The 24,062-nt window shown below is 64.9% G+C and carries 23 protein-coding genes; 5 read left to right on the top strand and 18 right to left on the bottom strand.

The genetic code is table 11. From position 1 onward, the window contains the following. Positions 1-31: 31 nt before the first annotated feature. From NLM25_RS42975 to soxX, 5 genes are read right to left on the bottom strand one after another with little or no spacing between them, the layout of a single operon-like run. Positions 32-337: a hypothetical protein gene (locus NLM25_RS42975; RefSeq protein ID WP_254140955.1), complete on the bottom strand. Its 306-nt coding sequence runs from the start codon at positions 335-337 to the stop codon at positions 32-34. After that, a complete protein-coding gene (gene soxA / locus NLM25_RS42970) occupies positions 334-1,197 on the bottom strand; it encodes a sulfur oxidation c-type cytochrome SoxA (RefSeq protein WP_254140954.1) in 864 nt (287 codons plus the stop codon). The genes NLM25_RS42975 and soxA overlap by 4 nt, the downstream gene beginning before the upstream one ends. Continuing rightward, the gene (gene soxZ, locus NLM25_RS42965; protein ID WP_254123954.1) at positions 1,197-1,508 is read right to left on the bottom strand and encodes a thiosulfate oxidation carrier complex protein SoxZ; all 312 of its coding nucleotides are present in this window, start codon (positions 1,506-1,508) and stop codon (positions 1,197-1,199) included. Before soxZ ends, soxA begins: the two co-directional genes overlap by 1 nt. Positions 1,509-1,521: 13 nt before the next feature. Further along, on the bottom strand, positions 1,522-2,013 hold the full coding sequence (soxY, locus tag NLM25_RS42960; RefSeq protein WP_254140953.1) for a thiosulfate oxidation carrier protein SoxY: 492 nt from the start codon (positions 2,011-2,013) through the stop codon (positions 1,522-1,524). Positions 2,014-2,050: 37 nt separating this feature from the next. Beyond that, positions 2,051-2,407 carry a sulfur oxidation c-type cytochrome SoxX gene (gene soxX, locus NLM25_RS42955; RefSeq protein WP_254140952.1) on the bottom strand — a complete coding sequence of 119 codons (357 nt, stop codon included), beginning with the start codon at positions 2,405-2,407 and terminating at the stop codon, positions 2,051-2,053. A 260-nt stretch (positions 2,408-2,667) separates the two neighbouring features. Between soxX and NLM25_RS42950 the strand changes: the two genes are divergently transcribed. Continuing rightward, the gene (locus NLM25_RS42950) at positions 2,668-3,342 is read left to right on the top strand and encodes a DUF938 domain-containing protein (RefSeq protein WP_254140951.1); all 675 of its coding nucleotides are present in this window, start codon (positions 2,668-2,670) and stop codon (positions 3,340-3,342) included. A gap of 211 nt (positions 3,343-3,553) precedes the next feature. Here the strand turns inward: NLM25_RS42950 and NLM25_RS42945 are convergent, their stop codons facing one another. After that, entirely contained in the window at positions 3,554-5,635 is a 2,082-nt protein-coding gene (locus tag NLM25_RS42945) for a prolyl oligopeptidase family protein (RefSeq protein WP_254140950.1), read from the bottom strand. Positions 5,636-5,831: 196 nt separating this feature from the next. Here NLM25_RS42945 and NLM25_RS42940 point away from each other — a divergent pair, with 196 nt between their 5' ends. Together NLM25_RS42940 and NLM25_RS42935 are read left to right on the top strand one after the other, a co-directional pair. Continuing rightward, positions 5,832-7,079, top strand: coding sequence for an MFS transporter (locus NLM25_RS42940; protein ID WP_254140949.1), 1,248 nt, complete (start codon positions 5,832-5,834; stop codon positions 7,077-7,079). Positions 7,080-7,274: 195 nt separating this feature from the next. Next, on the top strand, positions 7,275-8,513 hold the full coding sequence (locus NLM25_RS42935; protein WP_254140948.1) for an MFS transporter: 1,239 nt from the start codon (positions 7,275-7,277) through the stop codon (positions 8,511-8,513). Positions 8,514-8,628: 115 nt separating this feature from the next. Here NLM25_RS42935 and NLM25_RS42930 read toward each other — a convergent pair whose 3' ends face one another. Continuing rightward, on the bottom strand, positions 8,629-9,123 hold the full coding sequence (locus NLM25_RS42930; protein WP_254140947.1) for a VOC family protein: 495 nt from the start codon (positions 9,121-9,123) through the stop codon (positions 8,629-8,631). 90 nt (positions 9,124-9,213) lie between these two features. Continuing rightward, on the bottom strand, positions 9,214-9,759 hold the full coding sequence (locus NLM25_RS42925; RefSeq protein WP_254140946.1) for a carboxymuconolactone decarboxylase family protein: 546 nt from the start codon (positions 9,757-9,759) through the stop codon (positions 9,214-9,216). A 138-nt stretch (positions 9,760-9,897) separates the two neighbouring features. On the opposite strand from NLM25_RS42925, the gene NLM25_RS42920 reads away from it, so the two are divergent. Then, a complete protein-coding gene (locus NLM25_RS42920) occupies positions 9,898-11,097 on the top strand; it encodes an acyl-CoA dehydrogenase family protein (protein ID WP_254140945.1) in 1,200 nt (399 codons plus the stop codon). Between the two features lie 144 nt (positions 11,098-11,241). After that, positions 11,242-12,381 (top strand): acyl-CoA dehydrogenase family protein, encoded by a 1,140-nt coding sequence (locus NLM25_RS42915; protein WP_254140944.1) that lies wholly within the window; start codon positions 11,242-11,244, stop codon positions 12,379-12,381. 199 nt (positions 12,382-12,580) lie between these two features. Here the strand turns inward: NLM25_RS42915 and NLM25_RS42910 are convergent, their stop codons facing one another. The 10 genes from NLM25_RS42910 to NLM25_RS42865 form a co-directional block, all read right to left on the bottom strand. Continuing rightward, a complete protein-coding gene (locus NLM25_RS42910; protein ID WP_254141364.1) occupies positions 12,581-13,618 on the bottom strand; it encodes an amino acid ABC transporter substrate-binding protein in 1,038 nt (345 codons plus the stop codon). An 86-nt stretch (positions 13,619-13,704) separates the two neighbouring features. Further along, positions 13,705-14,298, bottom strand: coding sequence for a L,D-transpeptidase (locus NLM25_RS42905; RefSeq protein WP_254123944.1), 594 nt, complete (start codon positions 14,296-14,298; stop codon positions 13,705-13,707). Between the two features lie 347 nt (positions 14,299-14,645). Beyond that, complete coding sequence (locus NLM25_RS42900) at positions 14,646-15,620, bottom strand: hypothetical protein (RefSeq protein WP_254140943.1); 975 nt, start codon at positions 15,618-15,620, stop codon at positions 14,646-14,648. A 78-nt stretch (positions 15,621-15,698) separates the two neighbouring features. Next, entirely contained in the window at positions 15,699-16,262 is a 564-nt protein-coding gene (locus NLM25_RS42895) for a thioredoxin family protein (RefSeq protein ID WP_254140942.1), read from the bottom strand. Between the two features lie 32 nt (positions 16,263-16,294). Then, complete coding sequence (locus NLM25_RS42890) at positions 16,295-16,993, bottom strand: cytochrome c biogenesis CcdA family protein (RefSeq protein ID WP_254140941.1); 699 nt, start codon at positions 16,991-16,993, stop codon at positions 16,295-16,297. Between the two features lie 558 nt (positions 16,994-17,551). Continuing rightward, a complete protein-coding gene (locus NLM25_RS42885; protein WP_212487708.1) occupies positions 17,552-18,163 on the bottom strand; it encodes a sigma-70 family RNA polymerase sigma factor in 612 nt (203 codons plus the stop codon). A gap of 330 nt (positions 18,164-18,493) precedes the next feature. Further along, a complete protein-coding gene (locus NLM25_RS42880) occupies positions 18,494-19,228 on the bottom strand; it encodes a response regulator (RefSeq protein WP_254140940.1) in 735 nt (244 codons plus the stop codon). A gap of 23 nt (positions 19,229-19,251) precedes the next feature. Next, on the bottom strand, positions 19,252-20,997 hold the full coding sequence (locus tag NLM25_RS42875) for a DUF3369 domain-containing protein (RefSeq protein ID WP_254140939.1): 1,746 nt from the start codon (positions 20,995-20,997) through the stop codon (positions 19,252-19,254). Continuing rightward, positions 20,967-22,967, bottom strand: coding sequence for an ATP-binding protein (locus NLM25_RS42870; protein ID WP_254124724.1), 2,001 nt, complete (start codon positions 22,965-22,967; stop codon positions 20,967-20,969). The genes NLM25_RS42875 and NLM25_RS42870 overlap by 31 nt, the downstream gene beginning before the upstream one ends. Before the next feature lie 83 nt (positions 22,968-23,050). Beyond that, positions 23,051-24,046, bottom strand: coding sequence for a TRAP transporter substrate-binding protein (locus NLM25_RS42865; protein ID WP_254140938.1), 996 nt, complete (start codon positions 24,044-24,046; stop codon positions 23,051-23,053). Positions 24,047-24,062 lie beyond the last annotated feature (16 nt).

The raw sequence follows: 24,062 nt of genomic DNA, 5'->3' as shown, positions 1-24,062 counted from the left end.
CGGCAGCTCGACGGTTCCACGAGATCTTATTCTAGCGGATTTCCATCGCCTTCCAGGCTTCTTTTTCGGACGTGGCCTGGACAACCGACGCCTTCGCCAGCGCTTCGGCTTCCTTGGCTGCGGTCACTGCGCGGTCGAAATCGCCGCCGTCGGCCGCCTTCCTGGCTGCCGCCAGCGCAGATACGGTCACGGTCCACTGGTTGCGCATGCCGGCAGCCTCCTTGGAGGCGGCCTCCGCAGCGGCATAGGCCGCCTTGTAGTCCGCCTCATTTGCCGCGCGCGCCGCTGGCGCGAGGCTGAAGGCAAGCAGCATGGCGAGAGCAAGTGACAGCTTCATGGCCGCGCTCCCGGGCCTGATATCGGCAGGCCGTTGGCGACGTAGGAGAGGAAATATTCGACGTCGCGATATTCATCCGCCTGCGGCTCCAACGGAACCGCGCGGGTCTGACTGTTGCAGGTGACGAAGCGGCGGCTGGTCGTGCCCATGCCGCTCCACTCGGAGCGGTAGATCGGCATCGCGTTCAGGATGCCGAGCGCGGGCGCCAAAATCTCGGCGCGAATGCGCTCGCCCGGGCTCTGCACGTGGCAGCTCGCACAGGAGAAATTCATCTGGCCGCGGCGGGTGTAGAAATAGCGCTTGCCGTTCTCGAACGCCGCGAGCGCGCGGGGATCATCGGGGATCTTGATGTCCATCGGCTTGCCGCGCGAGGTGAACGCCATGTAGGCGGTCAGCGAGGCCATCTCGTCCTTGACGTAGGAATAGGGCGCTTCGCCATTGGCCTCGCGGCAGCGGTTGAGCGCGAGCTCCAGCGTGACGACCTTGCCTTCGCCAGTGTCGAAGTAGGGATAGTTCTGGCGGATGCCGATGCCGCCGTTCGGGAAGCAGTCCGCATAGGTCTTGCCGTTCTTGAACGGCGTCGAAAACATCTCCTTGCCGGCATCGAGCGCGAACTCGTAGGGCGGGAATTCTTCCTTTTCCTGCCACTGCCGCTTCATGTCCTCGTTCATCGAATAAGGACCGTTGACGAAATCGTCGTGCTTCACGGTCGGAAACTTCTGGAAGAAGAAGTTCTGGAACGCTTTCGCATCGGCAACGGGATCGACCTTGTCGGCCGCGATCACGCGCGGAGAGGTGAGGGCGAACGCGACGAGCGCGGCACTCAGCGAGCCAAGCAGCAGGGCAAAACGGGCCTTCATCACGCGATCTTCGCGGTGGTCGTATCCGACCCACCCTTGTTGTCGGTCCAGGAGATCTTGAGGTCGTCGCCCTTCTTGGCGCCCTTGAAGCTGAACTTGACGTAGGGGTCCTTGGAGACCGCAGTGCCCCAATTGGCGACGAAGACGTCCTTGCCGTTACATTCGAACTTCAGCACCTGGATGTAGTGCGCCGGGATCAGCTCGCCCTTGGAATCCTTGACCAGGCCGGTATCCATGGGGTGCTGGATCAGCGCCTGCACCTCGGTGATGTCGCCGTTGGCGGTGGCGCGTACGCGAATGCTTGATGCCATCGGATCGATCCTCCTAGCCGCCGCAGCCGCCGACGGTGACCTTCACTTCCTTGGTCGCGCTGTAGAGCTTGCCGTCGGCTTCTACGATGGCGACCACGTTGCTGGTCTTGGCCATCTTCAGCCGGTTGGCGACACTGGGCATCGTGCCGTCGGGTATCTTGTAGGACGCCGCGAGCGCGTTCGGATTCTCGGCCACGAAGAGCGAGATCGAGGTCACCTTGTCGAGCGTCGTCGTCACTGCGATCGGCACGACGCCGCCGTTCTCGGCGATCTCGGGTGCATCGAGCTTGACCTTGTCGGAGGGCTCGGCGGTCTTGCCATAGAGCGCCTTGATCGCGTCGGCCTCGCTCTTCTGCTTGAACGCCTCGTCGGGATATTTGTCGTTGGCCGCGGCAAGCGCGGACGTCGCGCCGAACGGCAGGTTACCGAGGCCGAGCAGCGCGACCGAGGCTGTGCCCTGAAGGATCAGGCGCCGCGTCGGATGAAGGCCGGTGCGTGTCGTCATCAGAGGTCTCCTGGACAGTCTCTTGGCGTGCCTGAAGTCACAGGGTCTGGAGGAAATCAACGATCGCGCTGATCTCCTGTTCGTTCAGAATCCGGTTCCGGCCGAACGGCGGCATCATGGTCTGCGGATTGCGCTTGGTCTCGTCGAAGATGATCGCGACCAGCTCGTTGCGATCAGGGTATTTTGACTTGATGTCCTTCAGCTCCGGGCCGATCGTTCCGGGCAGGTCGCCGCCCTTGATGACATGGCAGGTCAGGCAATTGCCCTTGCCGCGATCGAAGGCGAGCTTCTGGCCGTCGGCCACGGCGGATTGCGCCTGCACGGGGCTTGCGGCAAGGCCGGCGGCGATGGCCAGCAGGAGGGTAAGGACGGGCGTCCGTGGAAGGGCGGTCAAGGCGTCGTTCCGAGGCGTTATGTCGATGATCTCGTTCGCGGAAATATAGTGTTCCAAAGCACAAAGGGCATCGCCTGACAATCAAGACTATGCACGCGGCAAAATGGAGTTAATATCTTCCGCATTGCAACTAAAGAGATTATTTGTTCGGCGAATTCGGGCCCAGGACTAAAGGCAATGGGCGCTGGCTGGCTGTTTTCGGGGCGTTTGGGCGCCCATCCTGTTTTCTTACTCGTTCTCGTTTTTCAAGGGGACCTCAATTGGCTGAATATGTCGTCGAATTTGGCAGGGACGGCGGACGGGTCGAGTCCGATGGGCGGCTCGATGCCCCGGCATTTCATCGCAATCACGAGCCGCTCTGGGCGGCGCTGGAAAAGCATCTCGCAGGCCTGACCGGCAACGTGGTCGAGCTCGGCAGCGGAACCGGCCAGCATGTGGTCCATTTCGCCCGCCATACGCCCGGCCTGACCTGGTGGCCCAGCGACCTCAACCAGCGGCATCTCAAGAGCATCGAAGCCTGGCGCATTCATTCGGGCCTGCAAAACATCCGCAGCCCGCTGCGGATCGATCTCACCGATCCCGATTGGTGTCCGGAGATGCGAAGCGGGCAGGGCCCGACAAGCCTTGCCGCGTTGTTCTGCGCCAACGTCATCCACATCGCGCCATGGAGCGTGGCCGAGGGCCTGTTCGCCGGCGCCGGCCGCTATCTGCGCGCCGACGGCAAGCTGTTCCTGTACGGGCCGTTCAAGCGCGACGGCAAGCACACCGCGCTCAGCAATGCCGTGTTCGACACCTCCTTGCGCGAAGGCAATCCCGAATGGGGCGTGCGCGATATCAGCGATGTCGAGACGCTCGCAAAAGCCGCAGGGCTTCGCCTCGTCGATACGATCGACATGCCGGCGAATAATCTGACGCTGGTGTTTGCGCGCTCGTAGAGCACTGCTGACTTAGGCTGGGTGCGCGCCACGAAGGTGGTGCGCTCCCTCCCCCCTTGCGGGGGAGGGCGGGGGAGAGGGGTAGCCCCAAGCGAGATCGGAGTTTGTGGCCACCCCTCTCCCTGCCCCTCCCCCGCAAGGGGGGAGGGAATGAGAGAGCGGTGCCTCCCTCACCTCGCGCTACGATCAAAGCCTCGAGCGGACGGCGCTCTCACGCCTCGCCATCCCTCCACCCGATCTTCTCCTTCAAGAACCGGAAGCCGAGCACCTCGAAGCCGGCGCGCTCCTTGTTGTCCTTGCCGTAGCCGTGGCCGCCCGCTGCCGGCTCGTAGAACCAGGCCTCGTAGCCCATCGCCTGGAGCTTTGCGGCCATCTTGCGCGCATGGCCGGGATGAACGCGGTCGTCGCGCCGCGTCGTGGCGATCAGGATCGGCGGGTAAGTCTGGCCGTCCCTGACGTTGTGATAGGCGGAGTAGGTCTTCAGCCACTCCCATTCGTCGGGCTTGTCGGGGTCGCCATACTCCGCGATCCAGCTCGCGCCCGCGAGCAGCTTCGTGTAACGGCGCATGTCGATCAGAGGAATGGTGCAGAACAGCGCGCCGAAGCGCTCGGGATAACGCACCAGCATGTTGGTGATGAGGATGCCGCCGTTCGATCCGCCCTGCGCGGCGATGCGCTTTGCCTTGGTCACGCCGCGGCGGACGAGATCGGCGGCAACGGCCGCGAAATCGTCGTGCGAGAGTTTCTTGCCGGCGAGCCGGCCGGCGTCGTGCCAGCGCGTGCCGAACTCGCCGCCGCCGCGCAAATTCGCCTGCACGACGGTGCCGCCGCGCTCCAGCCACAGCTTGCCGAGCGAGGGGTTGTAGTATGGCTTCACCGCATGGGCGAAGCCGCCATAGGCGCTCATATAGACGGGCGCATCGCCGGTCTCGCCCGCCGGGCCGGTCTGCACATAGGGAATGCGTTCGCCGTCGACAGAGATCGCCTCGTGCTGCGTCACCACGAGGCCGTCAGGGGTGAACGTCTTCGGCGCCTGCTTCAGCACGGTCGGGCTTGCGACGCCGCGCGCGAGCAACAGCAGCGACGGTGGCGTCAGCGGGTCCTGCACATTGGCGAGCAGGTCGCCATTGCTTTCGGACGGATGGCGATCGAGCGGCCAGATGTCGACGACGCCGATCTGCGGGAGGCCGGGAAGTGTCTCGCGGCTCCAGCTCGTGGTGGACGGCGTGCAGATCTCGAAGCGCGGCCTGAGCTCGTCGAGGATCGAGAGGACGAGCTTGCCCGCGGTCCAGAACAGGCCCTGCAGGGCGCGTCGCGGTGCCGGCTCGAACAGAACCGCGAAATCGCGGCTGCCGGCGAGGAACGCCGAGAGCGATATGCCGAGCACGGTGTCGGTGGCGTAGGTTCGTTCTTGAGTCTGCTCTTGGACCGTCCAGTCCTTGCGCAGCTTCATCGCGAACCAGTCGCCATGCGCCTGCATCCAGATGCCGGTCGGCAGATCGAGCTTTGTCGTCGCACCAGTCGCATCGCGCAGCCAGATCGCGTGATTGAAGAAATCGATCTGGTCGACGATCCAGACCCGCGGCGCCGCCCCGGTGTCGTCGACACCACCATAGATCACCATGTGATCGGCGGTAGTCTCGGCGATCATTTCGGCCTGATCGACAGGCTGGCCACGCCGCCAAAGCCGCACGGTTCGTGCATAGCCGGAGCTCGTTGCCATGCCCTCGCCATGCGCGCTCGACAGCAGCAGCGTGTCGGCATCGAACCAGTCCGCGCCGCCTTTCGCTTCCGGTAGCGTAAAGCCGTCCGGCAAAAAATTTTTCGTGGCGAGGTCGAACTCGCGCAAGGTAACGGCGTCGCTGCCGCCGCGCGACAGGCTCAGAATCGCCCGCGAGCTTCCCGGCCTCGTGGCGATTCCGCTGAGCAGCCAGTCCTCGCCTTCGCGCGCCGCGAGTTGGTCGACATCCAGCATGATCTCCCAGGCCGGATCGGCCTTGCGAAATTCCGCCAGATTGGTCCGCCGCCACAGGCCGCGCGGGTTGGTGGCATCCTTCCAGAGATTGTGCAGATCATCTCCGCGGCGGCTGACATAGGGAATGTTGTCGGGACGATCGTAGATCGTGGCGAGGATGTCGCGGTCGCGCTCATAGGCCTTCCCGCCGAACGCGGTGAGCGTCAGTTGATTCTGCCGTTCGACGAAGTCGAGCGCCTGCTTGCCTTCGATCTCTTCCAGCCAGAGCCAGGGATCGTCGTCGGGAGCGCTGAGCGTGGGTCTGTCGTCGACGGTCATGATCGAAACTCCGGAAGTCACGGCGGATAGGATTTGATCGAGCGCAAGCCGTCAAAAGCGCGGCCCGCTATCATCCCTCCGATTGCGTCAGAGGCATGGCCTGCGCCCGTTTGCGCCGGTTGCCCGCCCTCCCGCGCCCCTCCATAGTGCCGGGAATCAACCAAGCTCCCGAACATCCCCCTGGGCGGAAATGCCGATGCTAGACGTGACGACAGCCAACGAGATCGCCGACGATGTCCGCGTGCGTGCCAATGTGGTGCGTCTCGCCGCGGCGCAGGCGCTGACCGGCGCCAACTCGGCGGTGATCTTCGCGACCGGCTCGATCGTCGGCGCGACGCTCGCGCCCGACATGTCGTTCGCGACCGTGCCGATCTCGATGTATGTGCTGGGGCTAGCGGCCGGCACGCTGCCGACCGGCGCGATCTCGCGCCGCTTCGGCCGCCGTGCGGCCTTCATCGTCGGCACGGGTCTGGGCACGCTCACCGGTCTGTGCGGCTGCTTTGCGATCCTGCACGCTTCGTTCGCGCTGTTCTGCCTCGCGACCTTTCTCGGCGGCCTCTACGGCGCGGTGGCGCAATCCTACCGCTTCGCCGCCGCCGACGGCGCCAGCGCCGCCTACCGGCCGAAAGCGGTATCCTGGGTGATGGCCGGTGGCGTGTTCGCGGGCGTGCTTGGTCCGCAGCTCGTGCAATGGACCATGGACGTCTGGTCGCCCTATCTGTTCGCCTTCAGCTTCCTGGTGCAGGCCGCGGTCGCACTGGTCGCGATGGGCATCGTCGCCGGCGTCGACATGCCCAAGCCTGCGCCCGCCGATCTGCACGGCGGCCGGCCGCTGCTTACCATCGTGACCCGGCCGCGCTTCATTGCGGCGGCTTTGTGCGGCGTCATCTCCTATCCCATGATGAATCTCGTCATGACCTCGGCACCGCTCGCCATGAAGATGTGCGGCCTGTCCGTGTCCGATTCCAATTTCGGTATTCAATGGCACATCGTCGCCATGTACGGGCCGAGCTTCTTCACGGGTGCGCTGATCGCGCGCTTCGGCGCGCCCAGGATCGTCGCCGCCGGCCTGCTGCTGGAGGCCGTCGCCGCCGGCATCGGTCTCTCCGGCCTCACCGCGATGCATTTCTGGGCCACGCTGATCGTGCTCGGTGTCGGCTGGAATTTCTCCTTCATCGGCGCCTCCGCGCTGGTGCTGGAGACGCACCGGCCGCAGGAGCGCAACAAGGTGCAGGCCTTCAACGATTTCCTCGTGTTCGGCATGATGGCGATCGGCTCGTTCTCCTCCGGCCAGCTGCTCGCCAATTACGGCTGGTCCGCGGTGAACATGGTGGTGTTCCCACCGGTGGTGCTCGGCCTCGCCGTGCTCTCGCTAGCGTCCTGGGCTCGCCACCGCAAGGCGCGGCTCGAGGCTGCGATGGGCGAGTTCCCGGATGCGATCTGACGTATGATCCGGAAAAGTGTGGAGCGGTTTTCCGATAAGATCATACTCAACAAGGTTGGCAGGAGGCTGTCAGCAACGTTGATACTTCGATCCCGGTCGAAGTGATTTTCGAGAGCCCGGTTGTTACATGATGCTCGTCATCGACAGGCTGGCGTGAAGCACGGCGCTCGCGGGGGAAACGAAGGACCAGCGCAAATGCTCGACAATCCCCAGCCGACCGCGCCCATCGACGAAACCTCGCTTCGTTACGAAGGCTGGCGCATCGTCGCGGTCTGCTTCCTGCTTGCGACCTTCGGCTGGGGGCTCGGCTTCTACGGGCAGAGCGTCTACGTCGCCGAGCTCCAGCGGGCGCGGGGCTGGCCGGCTTCGCTGGTCTCCTCGGGCACGACGTTCTTCTACCTGTTCGGCGCGCTGCTCGTCGTCTTCGTTGGCGAGGCCGTGAGGAAATACGGCCCGCGGCTCTGCCTGATCGCCGGCACGCTGGCGATGGCGGCGGCCGCGGTCGCGATCGGCGCAGTGCGCGAGCCCTGGCAGCTCTATCTCGCCGACGCCGTGCTCGCCTTCGGCTGGGCCGGCACCAGTCTCGCCATGATCACCAACACGATCAGCCTCTGGTTCGACCAGAAGCGCGGCATGGCGATCAGCCTGGCGCTGAACGGCGCCAGCTTCGGCGGCATCGTCGGCGTGCCGCTGCTGGTGACGTTGATCGGCCATGTCGGCTTTGCCAGTGCGATGTACGCCGCCGCCGGGGCCATGCTGGTGCTGCTGCTGCCGGTGATCCTCATTCTCGTCGGACGGCCGCCCGACCTTCACGGCTGGCATGCGGCGGCGAAAGCGAAGCCGCAATCGTCGACGCAAATCCGCGCATGGGCGTTGCGCGATGTCGGCTTCCTCACGGTGACGATTGCGTTTGCGCTGGTGCTGTTCGCGCAGGTCGGCTTCATCGTGCACCTGATCTCGTTCCTCGATCCCGTGATCGGCCGCGAACGCGCCGCTGTTGCCGTTGCGCTGCTGACCGCGATGGCGGTGGTCGGCCGGGTGCTGTTCTCGATGGTGATCGATCGCCTCAACCAGCGGCTGGCCTCGGCGCTGTCGTTCCTGAGCCAGGCCGCGGCGCTGTGCGTCGTCATCAATTTGCACAACGACTATGTGCTGATCGCGGCCTGCGCAGTGTTCGGCTTCTCGGTCGGCAACCTCATCACGCTGCCGTCGCTGATCGTGCAGCGGGAGTTCGATAGCGCCTCGTTCGGCGTGCTGATCAGCTTGAATACGGCGATCAACCAGGTGACGTATGCGTTCGGCCCTGGGGTCGTCGGGGCCTTGCGCGATTGGTCCGGTGGCTACGCGCTGCCGTTCTATCTCTGCATCGCGCTGGAGGTGATGGCCGCCGGGCTGATCATGGTGCGGGGGACGCCCCGGGCGAAGCTCTCGTAGGGTGGATTAGCCGAAGGCGTAATCCACCAACTTCGTCCTGCATTCGCCGAGGCATGGTGGGTTACGCCGAGTGGATGCGCTTCGCGCATCCACGGGGCTAACCCACCCTACGGCATCACCCCTCGCGCACTCGCAACAACCCCTCCACATCCAGCCGCTTCGTGACCATCGCAAGCTTGCCATCCGGCCCGAACGGCCATTGCTCCCGCGGCTTGTCCCAATACAGCTCCACGCCGTTCTGGTCCGGGTCGCGCAAATACAAGGCTTCGCTGACGCCGTGGTCGCTGGCGCCGTCCAGCGCAATGCCGGCCGTCAGCACCCGATGCAACGCATCCGCCAGCGCCGGCCGCGTCGGATAGAGGATCGCGGTGTGGAAGAGCCCCGTGCTGCCCGGCGGCGGCGGCGAGCCGCCCTTGCTTTCCCAGGTGTTGAGCCCGATGTGGTGATGATAACCGCCGGCCGAGATGAAGGCCGCACCGGAGCCCATGCGCTGCATCAGCTCGAAGCCGAGCACGCCGCAATAGAAGCCGAGCGCGCGATCGAGATCGGCGACCTTGAGGTGAACGTGGCCGATCCTGGTGCCGGCATGGACGGCTGGGCTTTGCGACATGTGGCTGCTCCGTTGATGAACTCCACATAGGCCCGGCTTCAGGACAGCGCTACGGCCCTATCCCGAAACCCTGCGTTTCCGGACACGAAACTATGACAGCTCCGGCACCTCGCCCTCGGGCAGCTCGAACTCGAACGTGTTCAGTGTCATCGACACCATGGTGTAGTAGCCGCATAGCCCGATCACCTCGACGACGCCGCGCTCGCTGAGCACTTTCACCGCTTCATCATACAGCCCCTTCTCGACGCCGTGACCCTCGTGCAGCGACTTCGCGACGTCGTAGATCATCCTGCCCTTGGGATCGTCGAACTCAGGCGTGCGACGGTCGCGGATCGCGTCGATGATTTTCGGGTCCATGCCGCCCGCAAGCGCGAGGCGCTTATGCGCATACCATTCGTAATGCGCAGTCCAGTGCCGCGCCGTCACCAGGATCGCGATCTCCGAGAGCTTGGCGGGGAAGATCGTGTCGTAGCGCAGCACCTCGCCGAGCCGCGTGGCGTGACGGGCCATGTCGGGGCTGTTGAGCCATGCCATCATCGGCGCCGGCGGCTTGCCGCGCTTGCCGGCAATCGACTCGTCATAGGTCTGCCGCTGGCTCTCGTTCATTTCGCCAGGCGAAAGGAGTTTCAGGCGCATTCTCGTTTCCTCTTTGTTTTCAAGCACCGTCGTGGCGGCGACTATAGCCGAACGCGCGCCACGGAAGTGGTTGAATTCCACGGTGCGATGGCCCAGAGTCGCGCCCAACAAGTCGATTTTTGATTGATGGAAACGACCATGAGCGACACTGAGACAGCCGATCTCGAAGAATTCCGCAAGCAAACGCGCGCCTGGCTGGAAGCCAATTGTCCGCCGGAGATGCGTAAACCCGTGACCTCCGACGGCGACGTGTTCTGGGGCGGACGCAATACGAAATTCGCGTCCGAGCCGCAGCGCATCTGGTTCGAGCGCATGCGCGACAAGGGCTGGACCGTGCCGGATTGGCCGAAGGAATATGGCGGCGGAGGCCTCAGCGCTGCCGAGCACAAGGTGCTGCGCGCCGAGATGGCGAAGATGGGCGCGCGTCCGCCGCTGTCGAGTTTCGGCATCTGGATGCTCGGACCGGCTTTGCTCAAGTATGGCAATGAGGCCCAGAAGAAGGAGCATCTGCCGAAGATCGCGGCGGGCCTCATCCGCTGGTGCCAGGGTTATTCCGAGCCGAACGCCGGCTCCGATCTCGCCTCGCTCCAGACCCGCGCCGAGAGTGACGGCGACGATTTCGTCATCACGGGTTCGAAGATCTGGACGTCCTACGCCAATTACGCCGACTGGATCTTCTGCCTCGTCCGCACCGATCCCGCCGCGAAGAAGCATGACGGCATCAGCTTCATCCTGTTCGACATGACCTCGAAGGGTGTGACGACCAAGCCGATCCTGCTCATTTCCGGCTATTCGCCGTTCTGCGAGACTTTCTTCGACGGCGTCCGCGTGCCGAAGTCGCATGTGGTCGGCAGCGTCAACCGCGGCTGGGACGTCGCGAAATATCTGCTCCAGCACGAGCGCGCGATGATCTCGGGCATGGGCGAGCGTGGCGTCGGTCGTCCGCTCGGCCAGATCGCGGCCGACTCCGTCGGCTCCGATGCGCTGGGGCGGCTCGACGATTCCATGCTGCGCGGCAAGATCGCGATGTTCGACGTCGATGAAGCTGCGCTTGCGGCTTGCGCCGAGCGCGCGGTCGATCTCGCCAAGGCGGGGCAGGCGCATCCGGCGTTCTCATCGGCGATGAAATATTATGGCACCGAGCTCAACAAGCGCCGCTACGAGATCCTGATGTCCGCCGGCGGCGTCGATGCGTTGGAATGGGAGAGCGAGCGCTCCAAGCAGGGCGCCCGTCCGCGCGCCTGGCTGCGCACCAAGGCCAACTCGATCGAGGGCGGCACGACGGAGGTGATGCTCGGCATCGTCGCCAAGCGCATCCTGGATTTGCCGGGGGCGTAAGGTTCTCCGTCGTTCCGGGGCGCGCGATAGCGCGAACTATGGTGCGCAGTTGCGCACCTGAGAACCTCGAGATTCCGGGTTCGATGCTGCGCATCGCCCCGGAATGACACCAACAGATTTGCAAGACCTTAGAGATTGAACATCATGGCCCTCGTCCTCACCGAAGAACAATCGATGCTCCGCGACTCCGCGCGCGGGCTGATCAGCGACAAGGCGCCGGTGTCGCACCTGCGGCATTTGCGCGACGCCAAGGATCCGACCGGATTCTCCAAGGAGCTGTGGCACTCCTTCGCCGAGATGGGCTTTGCCGGCCTGCTCGTGCCGGAAGAGTTCGGCGGCAGCGGTCTCGGCTTCATGGAGGCCGGGATCGTGATGGAGGAGATCGGCCGCACCTTGATGCCGTCGCCGTTCCTCGCCACCAGCGTGGTGGCAGCCTCGGCGCTGAACCGCGGCGGCAATGCCGCGCAGAAGTCGGAATATCTGCCGAAGGTCTCCAACGGCTCGCTGCTCGCGACGCTCGCGGTCGACGAAGGCGCAAAGCATCGCCCGCTCCAGACCAGCCTCCAGGCGGTGCGCGCCGGCAACGGCTTCAAGCTCTCCGGCTCCAAGGCGCTGGTCGTCGACGGTCACGTCGCCGACCTCTTCATCGTCGCCGCGCGGACCGCTGGCGCGGCCGGCGAGCGCGATGGCTTGACGCTGTTCCTGGTCAACCCCAAGGCCAAGGGCGTATCGATCGAGCGCACCATCATGGTCGACGCGCATAATGCGGCGCGGATCGAGCTTGCCAATGTCGAGGTCAATGCCGACAGCGTGCTCGGCGAGGTGGATCAGGGCGCGAGCCTGCTCGAGGGCGTGCTCGACATCGGCCGCGGCGCGGTCGCGGCTGAAATGGTGGGTCTCAGCGACGAGGTGTTCAACCGCACCGTCGAGTATCTCAAGAACAGAAAGCAGTTCGGCAAGCTGATCGGCGAATTCCAGGCGCTCCAGCACCGCGCCGCCGAACTCTATGTCGACATCGAGATCACCCGTGCCGCCACGATGAAGGCGCTCCAGGCACTGGATGCCGACGTCGCCAAGGCCGCCTCAGCCGTCGCCGTCGCTAAGGCACGCGCCGGCACCACCGCCACGCGCGCGGTGCAGGAAGGCGTGCAGATGCACGGCGGCATGGGCATGACCGACCAGTTCGACATCGGCTTCTTCATGAAGCGCGCAAGGGTGTGCGAGGAACTGTTCGGCGATGCGAATTACCACACCGAGCAACTGGCGCGCACGCGGGGGTATTGAGGCAGCGGACGTGAGGCGCGAGCGCGTGCCTCACCCTCAGTGTCGTCGCCCGGCTTGACCGGGCGACCCAGTATTCCAGAGACAGAAGTGATTTACGGAGAGGCCGCGGCGTACTGGATCGCCCAGTCAAGCCGGGCGATGACAGTTGAGTGTGGAGAGCGGCCGCCCCAAGCTCGCAGTGACGGCGGTGAGACCGCCGTTACCTCATCGGCGGGGCATACTGCACACCACCTGCATTCCACAGCTGGTTCATGCCGCGCGGGATCTTCAGCTTCGACTTCTCGCCGATGTTGCGCTCGTACATCTCGCCGTAATTGCCGACGTGGCGGATGATGCGGACGACCCAGTCCTTGGTGAGGCCGAGCTGCTCGCCGTAATTGCCCTCGGTGCCGACCAGGCGCATCACTTCCGGCTTCTTCGACTTCAGGGCCTCGTCGATATTCTCCGAGGTCACGCCGAGCTCTTCGGCGTTGATCATCGCGTAGAGCGTCCATTTCACGATCATCATCCAGTCGTCGTCGCGCTGGCGCACGACGGGAGCGAGCGGCTCCTTGGAGATCATATCCGGCAGGATCATGTGGTCGCCGGGCTTTGAGAGGTTGAGCCTGAGCGCGTAGAGCTGGGAGACGTCGGCCGACAGCGTGTCGCACTTGCCGGTGTCGTAGGCCTTCACCACGTCATCGAGCTTGTCGAACTTCACCTCTTCATACTTCATGTTGTTGGCTTTGAAGTAATCGGCGACGTTGAGCAGCGTGGTGGTGCCGGCCTGCACGCAGACCTTGCTGCCGGTCAGGTCCAGCGAAGTCTCCTTGTTGCGCGAGCGCGGCAGCATGAAGCCTGCGCCGTCGTAATAGGCGACCGCGGGGAAATAGAGGTCGTAGTCGAGCTCGCGCGCCATGCTCCAGGTCGAGTTGCGCGAGAGGATGTCCACTTTCCGGCTCTGCAATTCCTTGAAGCGTTCGCCGGCGTCGAGCGGGACGAACTTCGCCTTGCCCGGATCGTTGAAGATCGCGGAGGCCACCGCGCGGCAGAAATCGACGTCGAAGCCGGTCCAGTTGCCCTTGTCGTCCGGGATCGAGAAGCCCGGCAGGCCCTTGTTGACGCCGCACAGCACCTCGCCGCGGCGCACGGTGCGCTTCAGCGTGCGGGTATCGTAGAATTCATAGATGATGGCCAGGACGGCGACCAGCACGGCGACTGCGAGCCCGATCAGCAGGCCGCCTCGGAATGTGCGCATCATGTTGCTCTCTCGAAAAATCGGGAAAAGGAATTTGGGGGAGGGCGCAGAGCATGATCCCTGGGGATCATGCTCCAGCGATAAGCTTAGAGTTCGGGCTTCTGCCGGATGACGACCTTGGTGCCAACAGGGACGCGATCGTAGAGATCGGCGACGTCATGGTTGACCAGACGGAAGCAGCCTGAGGACACCTTGGTGCCGATCGTGTCGGGGCGGTTGGTGCCGTGGATGCGGTAGACCGTGGTGCCGAGATACATGGCGCGGGCGCCGAGCGGATTGCCGGGGCCGCCGGCCATGAAGCGCGGCAGATAGGGCTGGCGCTGGATCATCTCCGGCGGCGGCGTCCAGTCCGGCCACTCTTTCTTGTTGGTGATGTTCACCAGACCCTGCCACTGGAAGCCGTCGCGGCCGACGCCGATGCCGTAACGGATCGCGCGCCCGCCGGGCTGCACCAAATAGAGATGCCGCTCGGCGGTCGAGATGATGATGGTGCCCGGCGTTTCGGTGGTGCGGAAGTACACGACCTGCTTCTGCCATTCCGGCTCGAGCTGGTAGGCGTCGTCGGCGACCAGACCCGGCTCGTCGCCGCGGTCAGGCTGCTGGGCGATGGCTTGCGGTGCGGACAGGATCAAGCCGATCGCGGCCACGACCATCCCGGTCAGTCGACGATAATCCGTCATTTCAAGCTCTCCCCGCTGCCACAGCGCAAATCATTCGGAACCATCAAATCTCAGGGGCATGTTCATGGCAAGTTAATGGCACGCCCGGCTGGTATGTCACGAGAATGCTTTGGTTTTTTGACGGGCTCTCGCAATGCCACAAACAGGGGATGGCGCGAAAAGCCTAGCGCTGGGCTGGATGCGCTCCCTCCCCCGCGTGCGGGGGAGGGCGGGGGAGAGGGTGTCTCCGCGATGGGACACTCCCGATGCGGAAAGAACCCTCACCCGCGCCTTCGCGACCTCTCCCGCAAGCGGGAGAGGCTCAGACCGAGTTCGAGGCTAAATCGTCCAACCCAACAGGCACTGCGCTAGATCTTGTTGCTCTCCGGCGAAATCCCGAGCCGCCGGACGATTTCGGTCCCCACGGCGCGGGCCTCTGGCCGAGAGCCGATGCGGGGGCTGCGAAACCGCCGCCCCGAGCGCAATCGGATCGTGACGATGCAGTGCTCGTCCTCGGAGCGGCCGCGGCGCTCGACGGTGATCGTCTTCACCTCGGGCCCCTCGATATGGTCCGCGCGCGGCGTGCCGTCGCCCCACAGGCGTTCGACGCGGATGTCGCTCTCGCGGATGATCCAGAACGCGCCGGTCACGAGGTTGGCGTAACGGTGCACGGCGAACGCTGCAATCACGCCAAGCGGCAGCAACAGGATGTCGACATGCGTGGGCGGCCACCCGCGCCAGAGCTTGTACGCGTAGGGCACGGCGGACAACGCGACCGCGATCAGCGACACGATGCGGATGTCCCGCGCGGAAAATGCCTCGAGCGGCTCGCCGAGATGCATCTCGGGATTGCTGGCATCGAGCGGATTGACCGGCTCCTCGACATTGGGAACTTCGAACTGCGCAGCGATCCGGGCCACGGTGTCGCGAACATGGGTGACGTCTGAGATCGGCGGGGATGTCAGGCGCTCGCCGGAAGCAAGCGTGAAGACGAGTTGAAAGCGCGCCTTTACCCGCTTGCCGCCGGGAACCTGCAATCCGCTGATGTCGTCTTTTGCGACGACCCTCGTGCGAAGCTTTCCGAACGGACTTTGTCGCCCGATCAGGATCTCGTTCGGCGTGATGATCCACACCACCGCCGGCGCCAGCATGATGCCGCCGACGAACCCGGCTCCCACGAGCAGCGCAACCACCGATATGATGATTTCCAGCGGATCGCGTGTGAACAGGCCCGGCGTGAAGCACAGCGCGACGGCCGCCGCGAAGGCGGACATGACAAGCCGCTGCGCGATCGAGGAGCCCTCACGAAGGCGAATGTCGGTGCTGATGGTCGCGGCGTCCATTGCGGGCAGCTGATTCCGATGCCGCGAAACTCCACGGACGGGTCCGTGGAGTCAAGCAACAACGTCGCGCCTGCGGCTTCAACTATTGGCGTTCAGCAGCCCGGCCACCGTGCGGTCGATCTGGTCGTAGGCGCCTTCGCCTTCGTGCTGGAACACGATCTTGCCGTCCTGGTCGATGATGTATTGCGCTGGCCAGTACCGGTTGCTGTAGGCGTTCCAGGTCTTGGAATCATTGTCCTGCGCCACCGGATAGGTGATGCCGTGGCGCTTCAGTGCGGCCTGCACGTTGGAGGCCGAGCGCTCGAACGGGAATTCCGGCGTGTGCACGCCGACCACGACGAGGCCCTTGTCCTTGTATTTGGCGTAGAGGTCGGTGACGTGCGGCAGCGTGTTGACGCAGTTGACGCAGCCATAGGTCCAGAAGTCGACCAGCACGACCTTGCCGCGCAGGTCGGCGATGTTGAGCGGCTTCGAGTTGAACCAGTTGTTGATGCCGGCGAAGTCGGGCGCGGTCTGCCGGTTTGCGGCCGCAGTCACCATTGGCGCTGCGCGCGCGGCCTCGTCGCAGATGCCGGGGATGACGGCGCCCGTTACGGCCATGCCGATCAGTGCAGCGGAGACGGCGAGCAGTTTGAAGGTCATGGAAAAAATCCTCCGGTTGAGATGCGCGATGATCACAGGCCGATCTGGCCGGTGGGATAGAAGCCGGTGAGCCACGCCACGATCAGCGTGTCGTATTGGAAGTAGGCGGCGACCGCGAAGGCGATCACGACGACGCCAAAACCCTGCTGCAGCCGCGGCGAGATCCGCGCGAGGCTGCGCACCCGCGTGGTCGCGGCCTGTCCGCCATAGGCGATCGCGAGCATTGGGATCGCTGCGCCGATGGCATAGGCAATCAGCAGCACGCCGGCCCAGCTGGCGTTCTTCGAGGTCGCGACCAGCGTCAGGATCGAGCCGAGCACCGGGCCTGCGCAAGGCGTCCAGACCAGGCCCAGCGTGGTGCCGAGCACGAGGCCGCCAAGTGCGCCCTCGCGCTGCACGGCGCCGGCATTGCCGAGATCGAACCAGCCGTTGAGCCGGACCGACAGCCATTCAAACGGCGCCGGCCACAGCATCAGCAGGCCGAAACCGAGCAGCAGGATCGAGGCGGCCTCGCGCAGCACGTTCGGATCGAAATCGAACAGCCGCGTGATGGCACCCAGCAGCAGCGCGGCCGCCGAGAACGAGACGACGAAGCCAAGTGCGATCATCGCCGGCCGCAAATGTCCCGCGCGCCCGATCGAGGCGCCAAGCAGGATCGGCAGCATCGGCAGGGTGCAGGGCGCGGCGATGGTGAGGATTCCGGCAAGCACGGCGAAGAGAAGTTCGAGCATGGGGCACTCGTGAAGGGGGTCACGAGGTTGTTTCGGGATGGATGCGCCGGTCGTTACGTGGCGTCACACGTTCGTGACGAAGCCCTTGTCTGAGAGGGAGTAGCGGGCGGCTTTGCGAGGCAACCGGGCCGGCCACGGCAATGCTGCGCTCCCTCCCCCCTTGCGGGGGAGGGCGGGGGAGAGGGGTAGCCCGGGAAACGGTCCATCCGCCTGCGATCGTGCCGCGCATATATCGAGAGAGTCCCCGTGGCTACCCCTCTCCCTGCCCCTTCCCCGCAAGGGGGGAGGGAATGAGAGAGGGTGCCCAACTCACTCAGATGCGGCCAAGAACATCAGGGCTGCGGCATCGCAAAACCCAAATACAAAACGACCCGGACGGGGGCATCGTCCGGGTCGCTGGAGGTCTTGGGAGGTTTAACGAAACCGTATGTGAGCTTTATAGGAGGGGAGTTTTTCCGCCTGATGTTGTGCTTTGTTTCAATTGTTTCGTCGGCGGTAACACTTCCGTGTCCGGGGACAGGGCCGAAGTGCGGTCCTATCCCACTGAAATCCTTGGCCTTAGGCGGCGAAACGGTCGACGCCGGCGCCCTTAAGCAAGTCTGCCAGTTGCTTGCGGGCATAGAACATCCGCGTCTTCACCGTGCTCTGCGGGATGCCGATGATCTGACCGACCTCCTCCACCGACTTCTCGTGGTAGTAGACGAGGTTGATGATCTCGCGATGCGCGGGCGACAGCTTCTGCACGCAGGCGCGCAGAATGGCGCTGGTGTCGTTGCGGTCGAGCGAGCTCTCCGGCGTCTCGGCATCGTCAGGGATCTGGCGCACGTCGTCCTGGTCGATGTCCTCGAAGCGGCGCTGGCGCATGGCGGTCAGCGCCTTGAAGCGGGCGATCGAGAGCAGCCAGGTCGAGACCTGCGAGCGGCCCTGGAATTGGCCTGCGGTGCGCCACACGTCGAGGAACACCTGGCTGACCAGATCTTCCGCCGTGGTCGCGTCACGCACGATGCGTAGGATGAAGCGATAGACCCGCACATTGTGCCGGCAATAGAGGATGTGCATCGCTGTCCGGTTGCCGTCGGCAATGCTCTCCAGAAGCATATCGTCCGAGGTCGCCTGAGCGGCAATGATGCTCTGGCTGGCTTGGGCGTTGATGGCGATGACGTTCGGCATTGACTTAGCTCCCCGTAGCGCCGCAACCGAGCGGCGTTTCCTTGGACCAAAGTGTTAATCAGCCAACGTTTCGGGACGTCTGCACCAAAAGCGGAAAATGGTTTCGTGCGCCGCCAAATTGTTTCGTCGGACAGGGCGCGACGAAACATTCGGGGCAAAAAATCGTGGAATTTCAATATACGGAAAATACGGGGGTCGGGTCTGGGGGGGCGCCGGAGGGCGGCTGGAACGAAGTACGAGGATTTGCGTTCGGTCGCGCCAAGAAATCAGCTGTCCGTCCCGGATCGACGCGCGCTTGTCTGGGGCGACAGCGGGTAGGTTTGGCGCGCCCTACGCCTTCTCGCCCGCGGGCGAGAACAGATAGCCGCCGCCGCGGATGGTGCGGATCACGGCCGGCTTGGTCGGGTCGGGCTCGATCTTGCGGCGGATGCGCATGATGCGGAGGTCGACGGCGCGGTCGAAGGCTTCGGCGTCGCGCGCATTGGCCAGTTCGAGCAGACGCTCGCGCGACAGCACGCGCTTCGGATTGGCCGCAAACACCTTGAGCAGCCCGAATTCGGACGCCGTGAGCGGATGCTCGTTGCCCTCGTCGTCGCGCAAGGCCTGCGCTTCGAGGTCGAGCCATTTGGTGCCGAAGCGCACCAGTTGGTCCTTGTCCGATTTCGCAGGCGCCTCTGCAGCGGCAGCCTTCACCGGCGTGCTCCGCCGCAGCACCGAGCGGATGCGCGCCATCAGCTCGCGCAGCTCGCAGGGCTTTGCCACGTAATCGTCGGCGCCGAGCTCGAGACCGACGACGCGGTCGATCGGGCTCGCCGTCGCCGTCAGCATGATGACAGGCACGTTGATCCGGCTCTTGAGGTCGCGGATGATCGAGAGGCCGTCTTCCTCGGGCATGTTGAGGTCGAGCACGACGAGGTCGGGCATGCCGCCGTCGATCGCGGCGCGCAAGCTCTTGCCGCCGTCGCACAGCGTCACGGTGAAGCCGTGCATCTTGAGGTAATCGCCGACCATCTCCCGGGCCGGGGCCTCGTCGTCGACGATCATGATGTGCTGGCTTTGGGTCATGTCATCAGATCTCGGTACTCAAATCACGGCAACTCGGTCGCGGGCAGGGTGATGGTGAAGGTCGATCCCTGGCCGGGACCGTCGCTCTCGGCCGTCACCTCGCCGCCATGCATGTCGATAATACGCTTGACGATGGAAAGCCCAAGCCCCGTCGAGCTCTCGCCCGCGGTCGGTTTGGCCGACAGCCGCTGGAACCGGCCGAACAGGCGGCCCAGATCCTCCGGCGACAGGCCGGCGCCCTGGTCGCTGACGCGGACGATGGTGTCGCTTCCCTCATGGGTGACCGCGACGACGATCTTGCCGCCGATCGGTGAGTATTTGATGGCGTTGCTGATGAGATTGTCGATCGCCTCGCGGATGCGGTCGGTGTCGCACATGGTGACGATGTTGGGTGGCGCGGTGACGCTGATCGCCTGCTGCTTGTTGACCGCGAGCGGATGGTTGGCCTCGGCGACCTCTTTCACCAGCGCCGCGACGTCGACCGGCTCGCGGCGGATGGTGATGTCGAAGGCATCGGCCATCGCGTCCGAGATCAGGTGATCGACCATCGTGGTCAGGCGCTTCGTCGCATCGCGGATGTGATCGACCTGGGCGACGACGCCGTCGGCCGACGCGCCGGTCGAGATCAGCTCCTTCAGCATCTCGGTGCGGCCGAGGATGACGCCGAGCGGGTTCTTCAGATCATGCGCGACGGTGCCGAGGATCTCGTTCTTGAAGCCGTTGGCGCGCTGCAGCCGCAGCCATTGCGCCGAGAGGCGGCGGTTGGCCTGCATCAGCGCGCGGGTGCGCTGGGCCACGCGATCCTCGAGCTGCGTGTTGGCGTCCTGGAGCTGCTGATAGAGGATGACGTTGTCGAAGGCGATCGAGAGCCGGCTGGAGAAGATCTCGACCAGCGAGCGATCGGTCTCGGACAGCTCGCGCTCGGCCTGGAGCAGCACCACCACCTCGCGGCCGCTTCCGGTGCGCAGATAGATCACGCTGCGGTGGTCGGCGAATTCGTTCTTGCGGCCCTGGAAGGCGGCTTCCACCATCGTGCGCAGGTCGGGGTCGAGCGCCTTCGACGAGGTCGTGCCGATGAAGCGGCTGTAGCAGCCGCTGCCGGCGAGCACGGAGAGTTCGGGGTCCACGCCGCCATTGTCGCGCAAGACCAGTATACCGGCGCAGTCGACATTGAGCAGCGAGGCGAGCTGGGTCAGCACGCCCTCGGCGAGCCGCTGCATCGACTTGAAGTCGTACAGCGTCGAGGCGGCGTCGATGATGATCTCGAGCCCGCGCCGGGTCTGCACCATGCGCTCGAGCTGCTGATAGGAGCGCAGCGCCGCGGTCAGCGAGGTGAACAGCTTGTCGGCCGTGAGCTCGGTCTTGGCCTTGTAGTCGTTGATGTCGTACTGCACGATCACGCGCCGTTCGGGCGCCTGGCCGGGCTGTCCGGTGCGCAGGATGATACGCACGGTCTCGTTCTTGAGCTCGTTGCGGATGAACTCGACCAGTTCGAGGCCGGCGACGTCGGTCTCCATGATGACGTCGAGCAGCACGGCGGCGATATCGCCGTGCTCGGCCATCAGCTTGCGACCTTCCGCCGCGGAATGGGCGGAGAGGATCTCCAGGCCCTGGCCATTGAGGCTGTAGTCGGACAGCGCGAAGCGGGTGCCGTCATGCACGGCCGGATCGTCGTCGATGACGGCGATCTTCCACTTCCTTGCGTTCTGGTCCTCCGGTGCGGCACCGGTATCGTCGATCAGGTGGAGGACATCGTCCTGTTCGGCCATTGAGAAGTCCCGTCAGTCTCTGTGCTTTGCGTGCCGCCCTTGGCGATCCGCGGCATGATAATCCGAAAAGTAGTGCCTTGTCCCAGCTTGGATTCCAGCATCATGCGTCCGCCGAGCTGCTGGGTGACGAGGTTATAGACGATATGAAGCCCGAGTCCCGTACCACCTTCATTGCGCCGGGTGGTAAAGAATGGGTCAAAGGCCTGGCGCTGCACGTCCGGGGTCATGCCGGCCCCGTCATCGGCGAAGATGATCTCGATGTCGTCGGACCCGCGCGGCCGCGCCGAGATCGTGATCGTGCCGGCGCGGCCGTCGGCAAAGGCGTGGTTGGCGGCGTTGAGGAAGAGGTTGGTCAGGATCTGACCGTAGGAGCCGGGATAGCCGTCCAGCAGCAGCCCCTCGGGCACGTCGACCTGGAGCGTGATCGGCGAGCGCTTCAGGACCGGACGCAGGCTGGCGATGATCTGGTCGGTGGCTTCGCTGAGTGAGAACTGCCGCCGCTCGGCATGCGAGCGGTCGACCGCGACCTGCTTGAACGACTGGATCAGCTCGCCGGCGCGGGTGAGGTTGGCGACCAGCTGCTGCGAGGCGTCGCGCGAGGACTGCACGAACTCCTCCAGCTGCGAGCGGCGCAGGCCGCCGTCGCCCTTGAGCTGGGCCTCGAAGATCTCGGTGCGCCGGGCAAAGCTCGAGGCAACGGTCAGGCTGATGCCGATGGGGTTGTTGACCTCGTGCGCAACGCCGGCGACGAGGCCGCCGAGGGCCGCCAGTCGTTCGGCGTCGATCAGGTTCTGCTGTGCGGTGTTGAGCTCGAGCAGCGCGCTCTCGGCCTTTTCCTTGGACGCGCGCAGCTCGTCCTCGGTCTCGCGCTTCGCGATCGCGTTCTCGCGGAACACCTCCACCGCGCGCGCCATGGCGCCGACCTCGTCGCGTGCCTTGGTGCCCTGCACCTCGCGGTCGAGGTCCCCGAGCGTGATCGCGCGCATCGCGGTCATGATCTGCTGCAGCGGCAGCCGGATCGACAGCGCGATCAGCACGCCGGCGGCGAGGATGACGCCGAGGAAGATCATCGCAATGGTGAGGACGCGGCGAGAAATGGCCGCCAGCGTGCGGTCGAAGGTCTCCTGCGCCTTCTGCTCGCGCTGGCGCATCTTGGTGGAGAGATCGTCGATGGCGCCGATCGCCTCGGCCTGGCTGGCGTCGATGGTGTTGCGCAGCAATTCGGTGCGGTTCATCAGCTGCTCGGAGAGTTTGGCAAAACCCTCGCGCAGCGCCATGGTGCGGGCGCCGAGCCGTTGCAGCGCCATGCGCTGCAGATCGTTGTCGGCGAGATCGATCATGACCGGAATGGTCTTCTCGATCGTCTCGGTGTTGCGGCGCGCGTCGTCGGCAGCACCGGGCGACAGCGACAGATAGTAGGAATTCGCCGCGACCAGCATCGCCGTGAAGGCCTCGCGGGACTTGCCGAGCGAGGGCCAGATCAGCGCGTCACGATGGCCGGTGGCGCCCTCGATGATGGAATAGAGGCCGGCCATGTCCCTGGCCGGGCCCTGCACCTGCTCCTCATAGGTCTTGGCGATGGTCGCCTGCACGACGCGCAGCTCGCCGAAGCCGTTGAGGAAGCGGTCGGTGGTGCGCTCCAGCTCCTCGACCGAGCCCGACAGCATCGGGTCCTTGGCGGCACGATCGGTCAGCGTGCCCAGCACCGCCTCGCGCAGCAGCAGGATCTCGGCGAACAGGTCCGGGCTCGGCTGGTTGATGTAGCGGTGGATCAGATTGTGCAGGCGCCCGGTCTCGCTTTCGAGCAGCGCCAGAATGCGGTCTGACTCGCGCACCTGGCGGACGTCGTCCCAGGCCGACCCCAGCACCTGCGAGCCGTTCCAGATCAGGCCCACCAGCACCACCACCACGGCGGAGTTCAGCGCCGCGATCGACAGGATGCGCCAGCGGATCGGCACTGCCCGGAGCATGCCGACCAGGCGGGCGCGCAGCCGCCCGAGCGGGCCGGGCGGCCTGTCTCCGTGCTCGCTGTGTCCAAGTGCAGCCAAGCGGCTCACTCCACCTTGCGAATGCGTTCGATCAGCGCGGCCGCGGCGGGATCACGCCCCGCCTTGGCATAGATCGCAGCCATCGCGTCCTCGAACGGCTTGCGGTCGATGTCCTTGACGACCGTGATGCCGGCGGCCTCCGCCTTGCGCTGCGACTGCTCCTCGAGGTCGCGCCACTTCTCGCGCATGAACCGGCTGGAGCGCGCCGCGGCCTCGCGGAAAATCTGCTGGTCGTCCGCCGACAGGCTTGTCCAGGCCTTCAGCGAGATCACCAGCACTTCCGGGCTCATCGTGTGCTCGGTGAGCGCAAGGTGGCCGGCATGCTTGTAATGGTCCGTCGTCACGAAAGACGGCCAGTTGTTTTCGGCGCCGTCGATCAGATGGTTGGCAAGCCCGGTGAGCACCTGCCCATAGGGCATCTCGACCGGCTCGGCGCCGAGCGAGCGGATCATCTGGCTCATCAACTCCGACTGCTGCACCCGGATCCTCAATCCCCTGAGGTCCGCGACGCTCCGGACAGGGCGGACCCCGTTGTAGATCGACCGCGCACCGGAATCGTAGAAGGCGAGCCCGACGAAGCCGTAGGGCTCGAAACTGCCGAGGATCTCGCTGCCGATCGGCCCGTCCAGCACCTTCTGCATGTGCTCGATGGACCGGAACAGGAACGGCATAGCCAGCACGTTCATCGCAGGGACGAAATTGCCGATCAGCGCCACATTGGTCCGGTTGAGGTCGATCGCGCCGACCCGGGTCTGCTCGATGGTCTCCTTCTCCTCGCCGAGCTGGCGGGAGTGGAACACCTTCACCTCGTGCCGGCCGCCGGTGCGCTCGGCGATCAGGGCGCCCATGTAGCGCAGCGCCTGGACGGTCGGGTAGTCCTGGGTCTGGGTGTCGGCGGCGCGGAATTCGCGCGCAGCAGCGCTCGTCGCGCAGACCGCGAGCAGAATCGCAACGAAGATCAACCCGGCCCGCGAGAGTTCGGCACGGTTCAGCACTGGCACACTCAACCCCTCAGTG

The sequence above is a fragment of the Bradyrhizobium sp. CCGB01 genome (assembly GCF_024199795.1).
In the GTDB taxonomy this organism is placed as follows: Bacteria; Pseudomonadota; Alphaproteobacteria; order Rhizobiales; family Xanthobacteraceae; genus Bradyrhizobium.
Note: the sequence above shows the minus strand (reverse complement) of the source record. Positions and strands in the feature narration are given on the sequence as shown.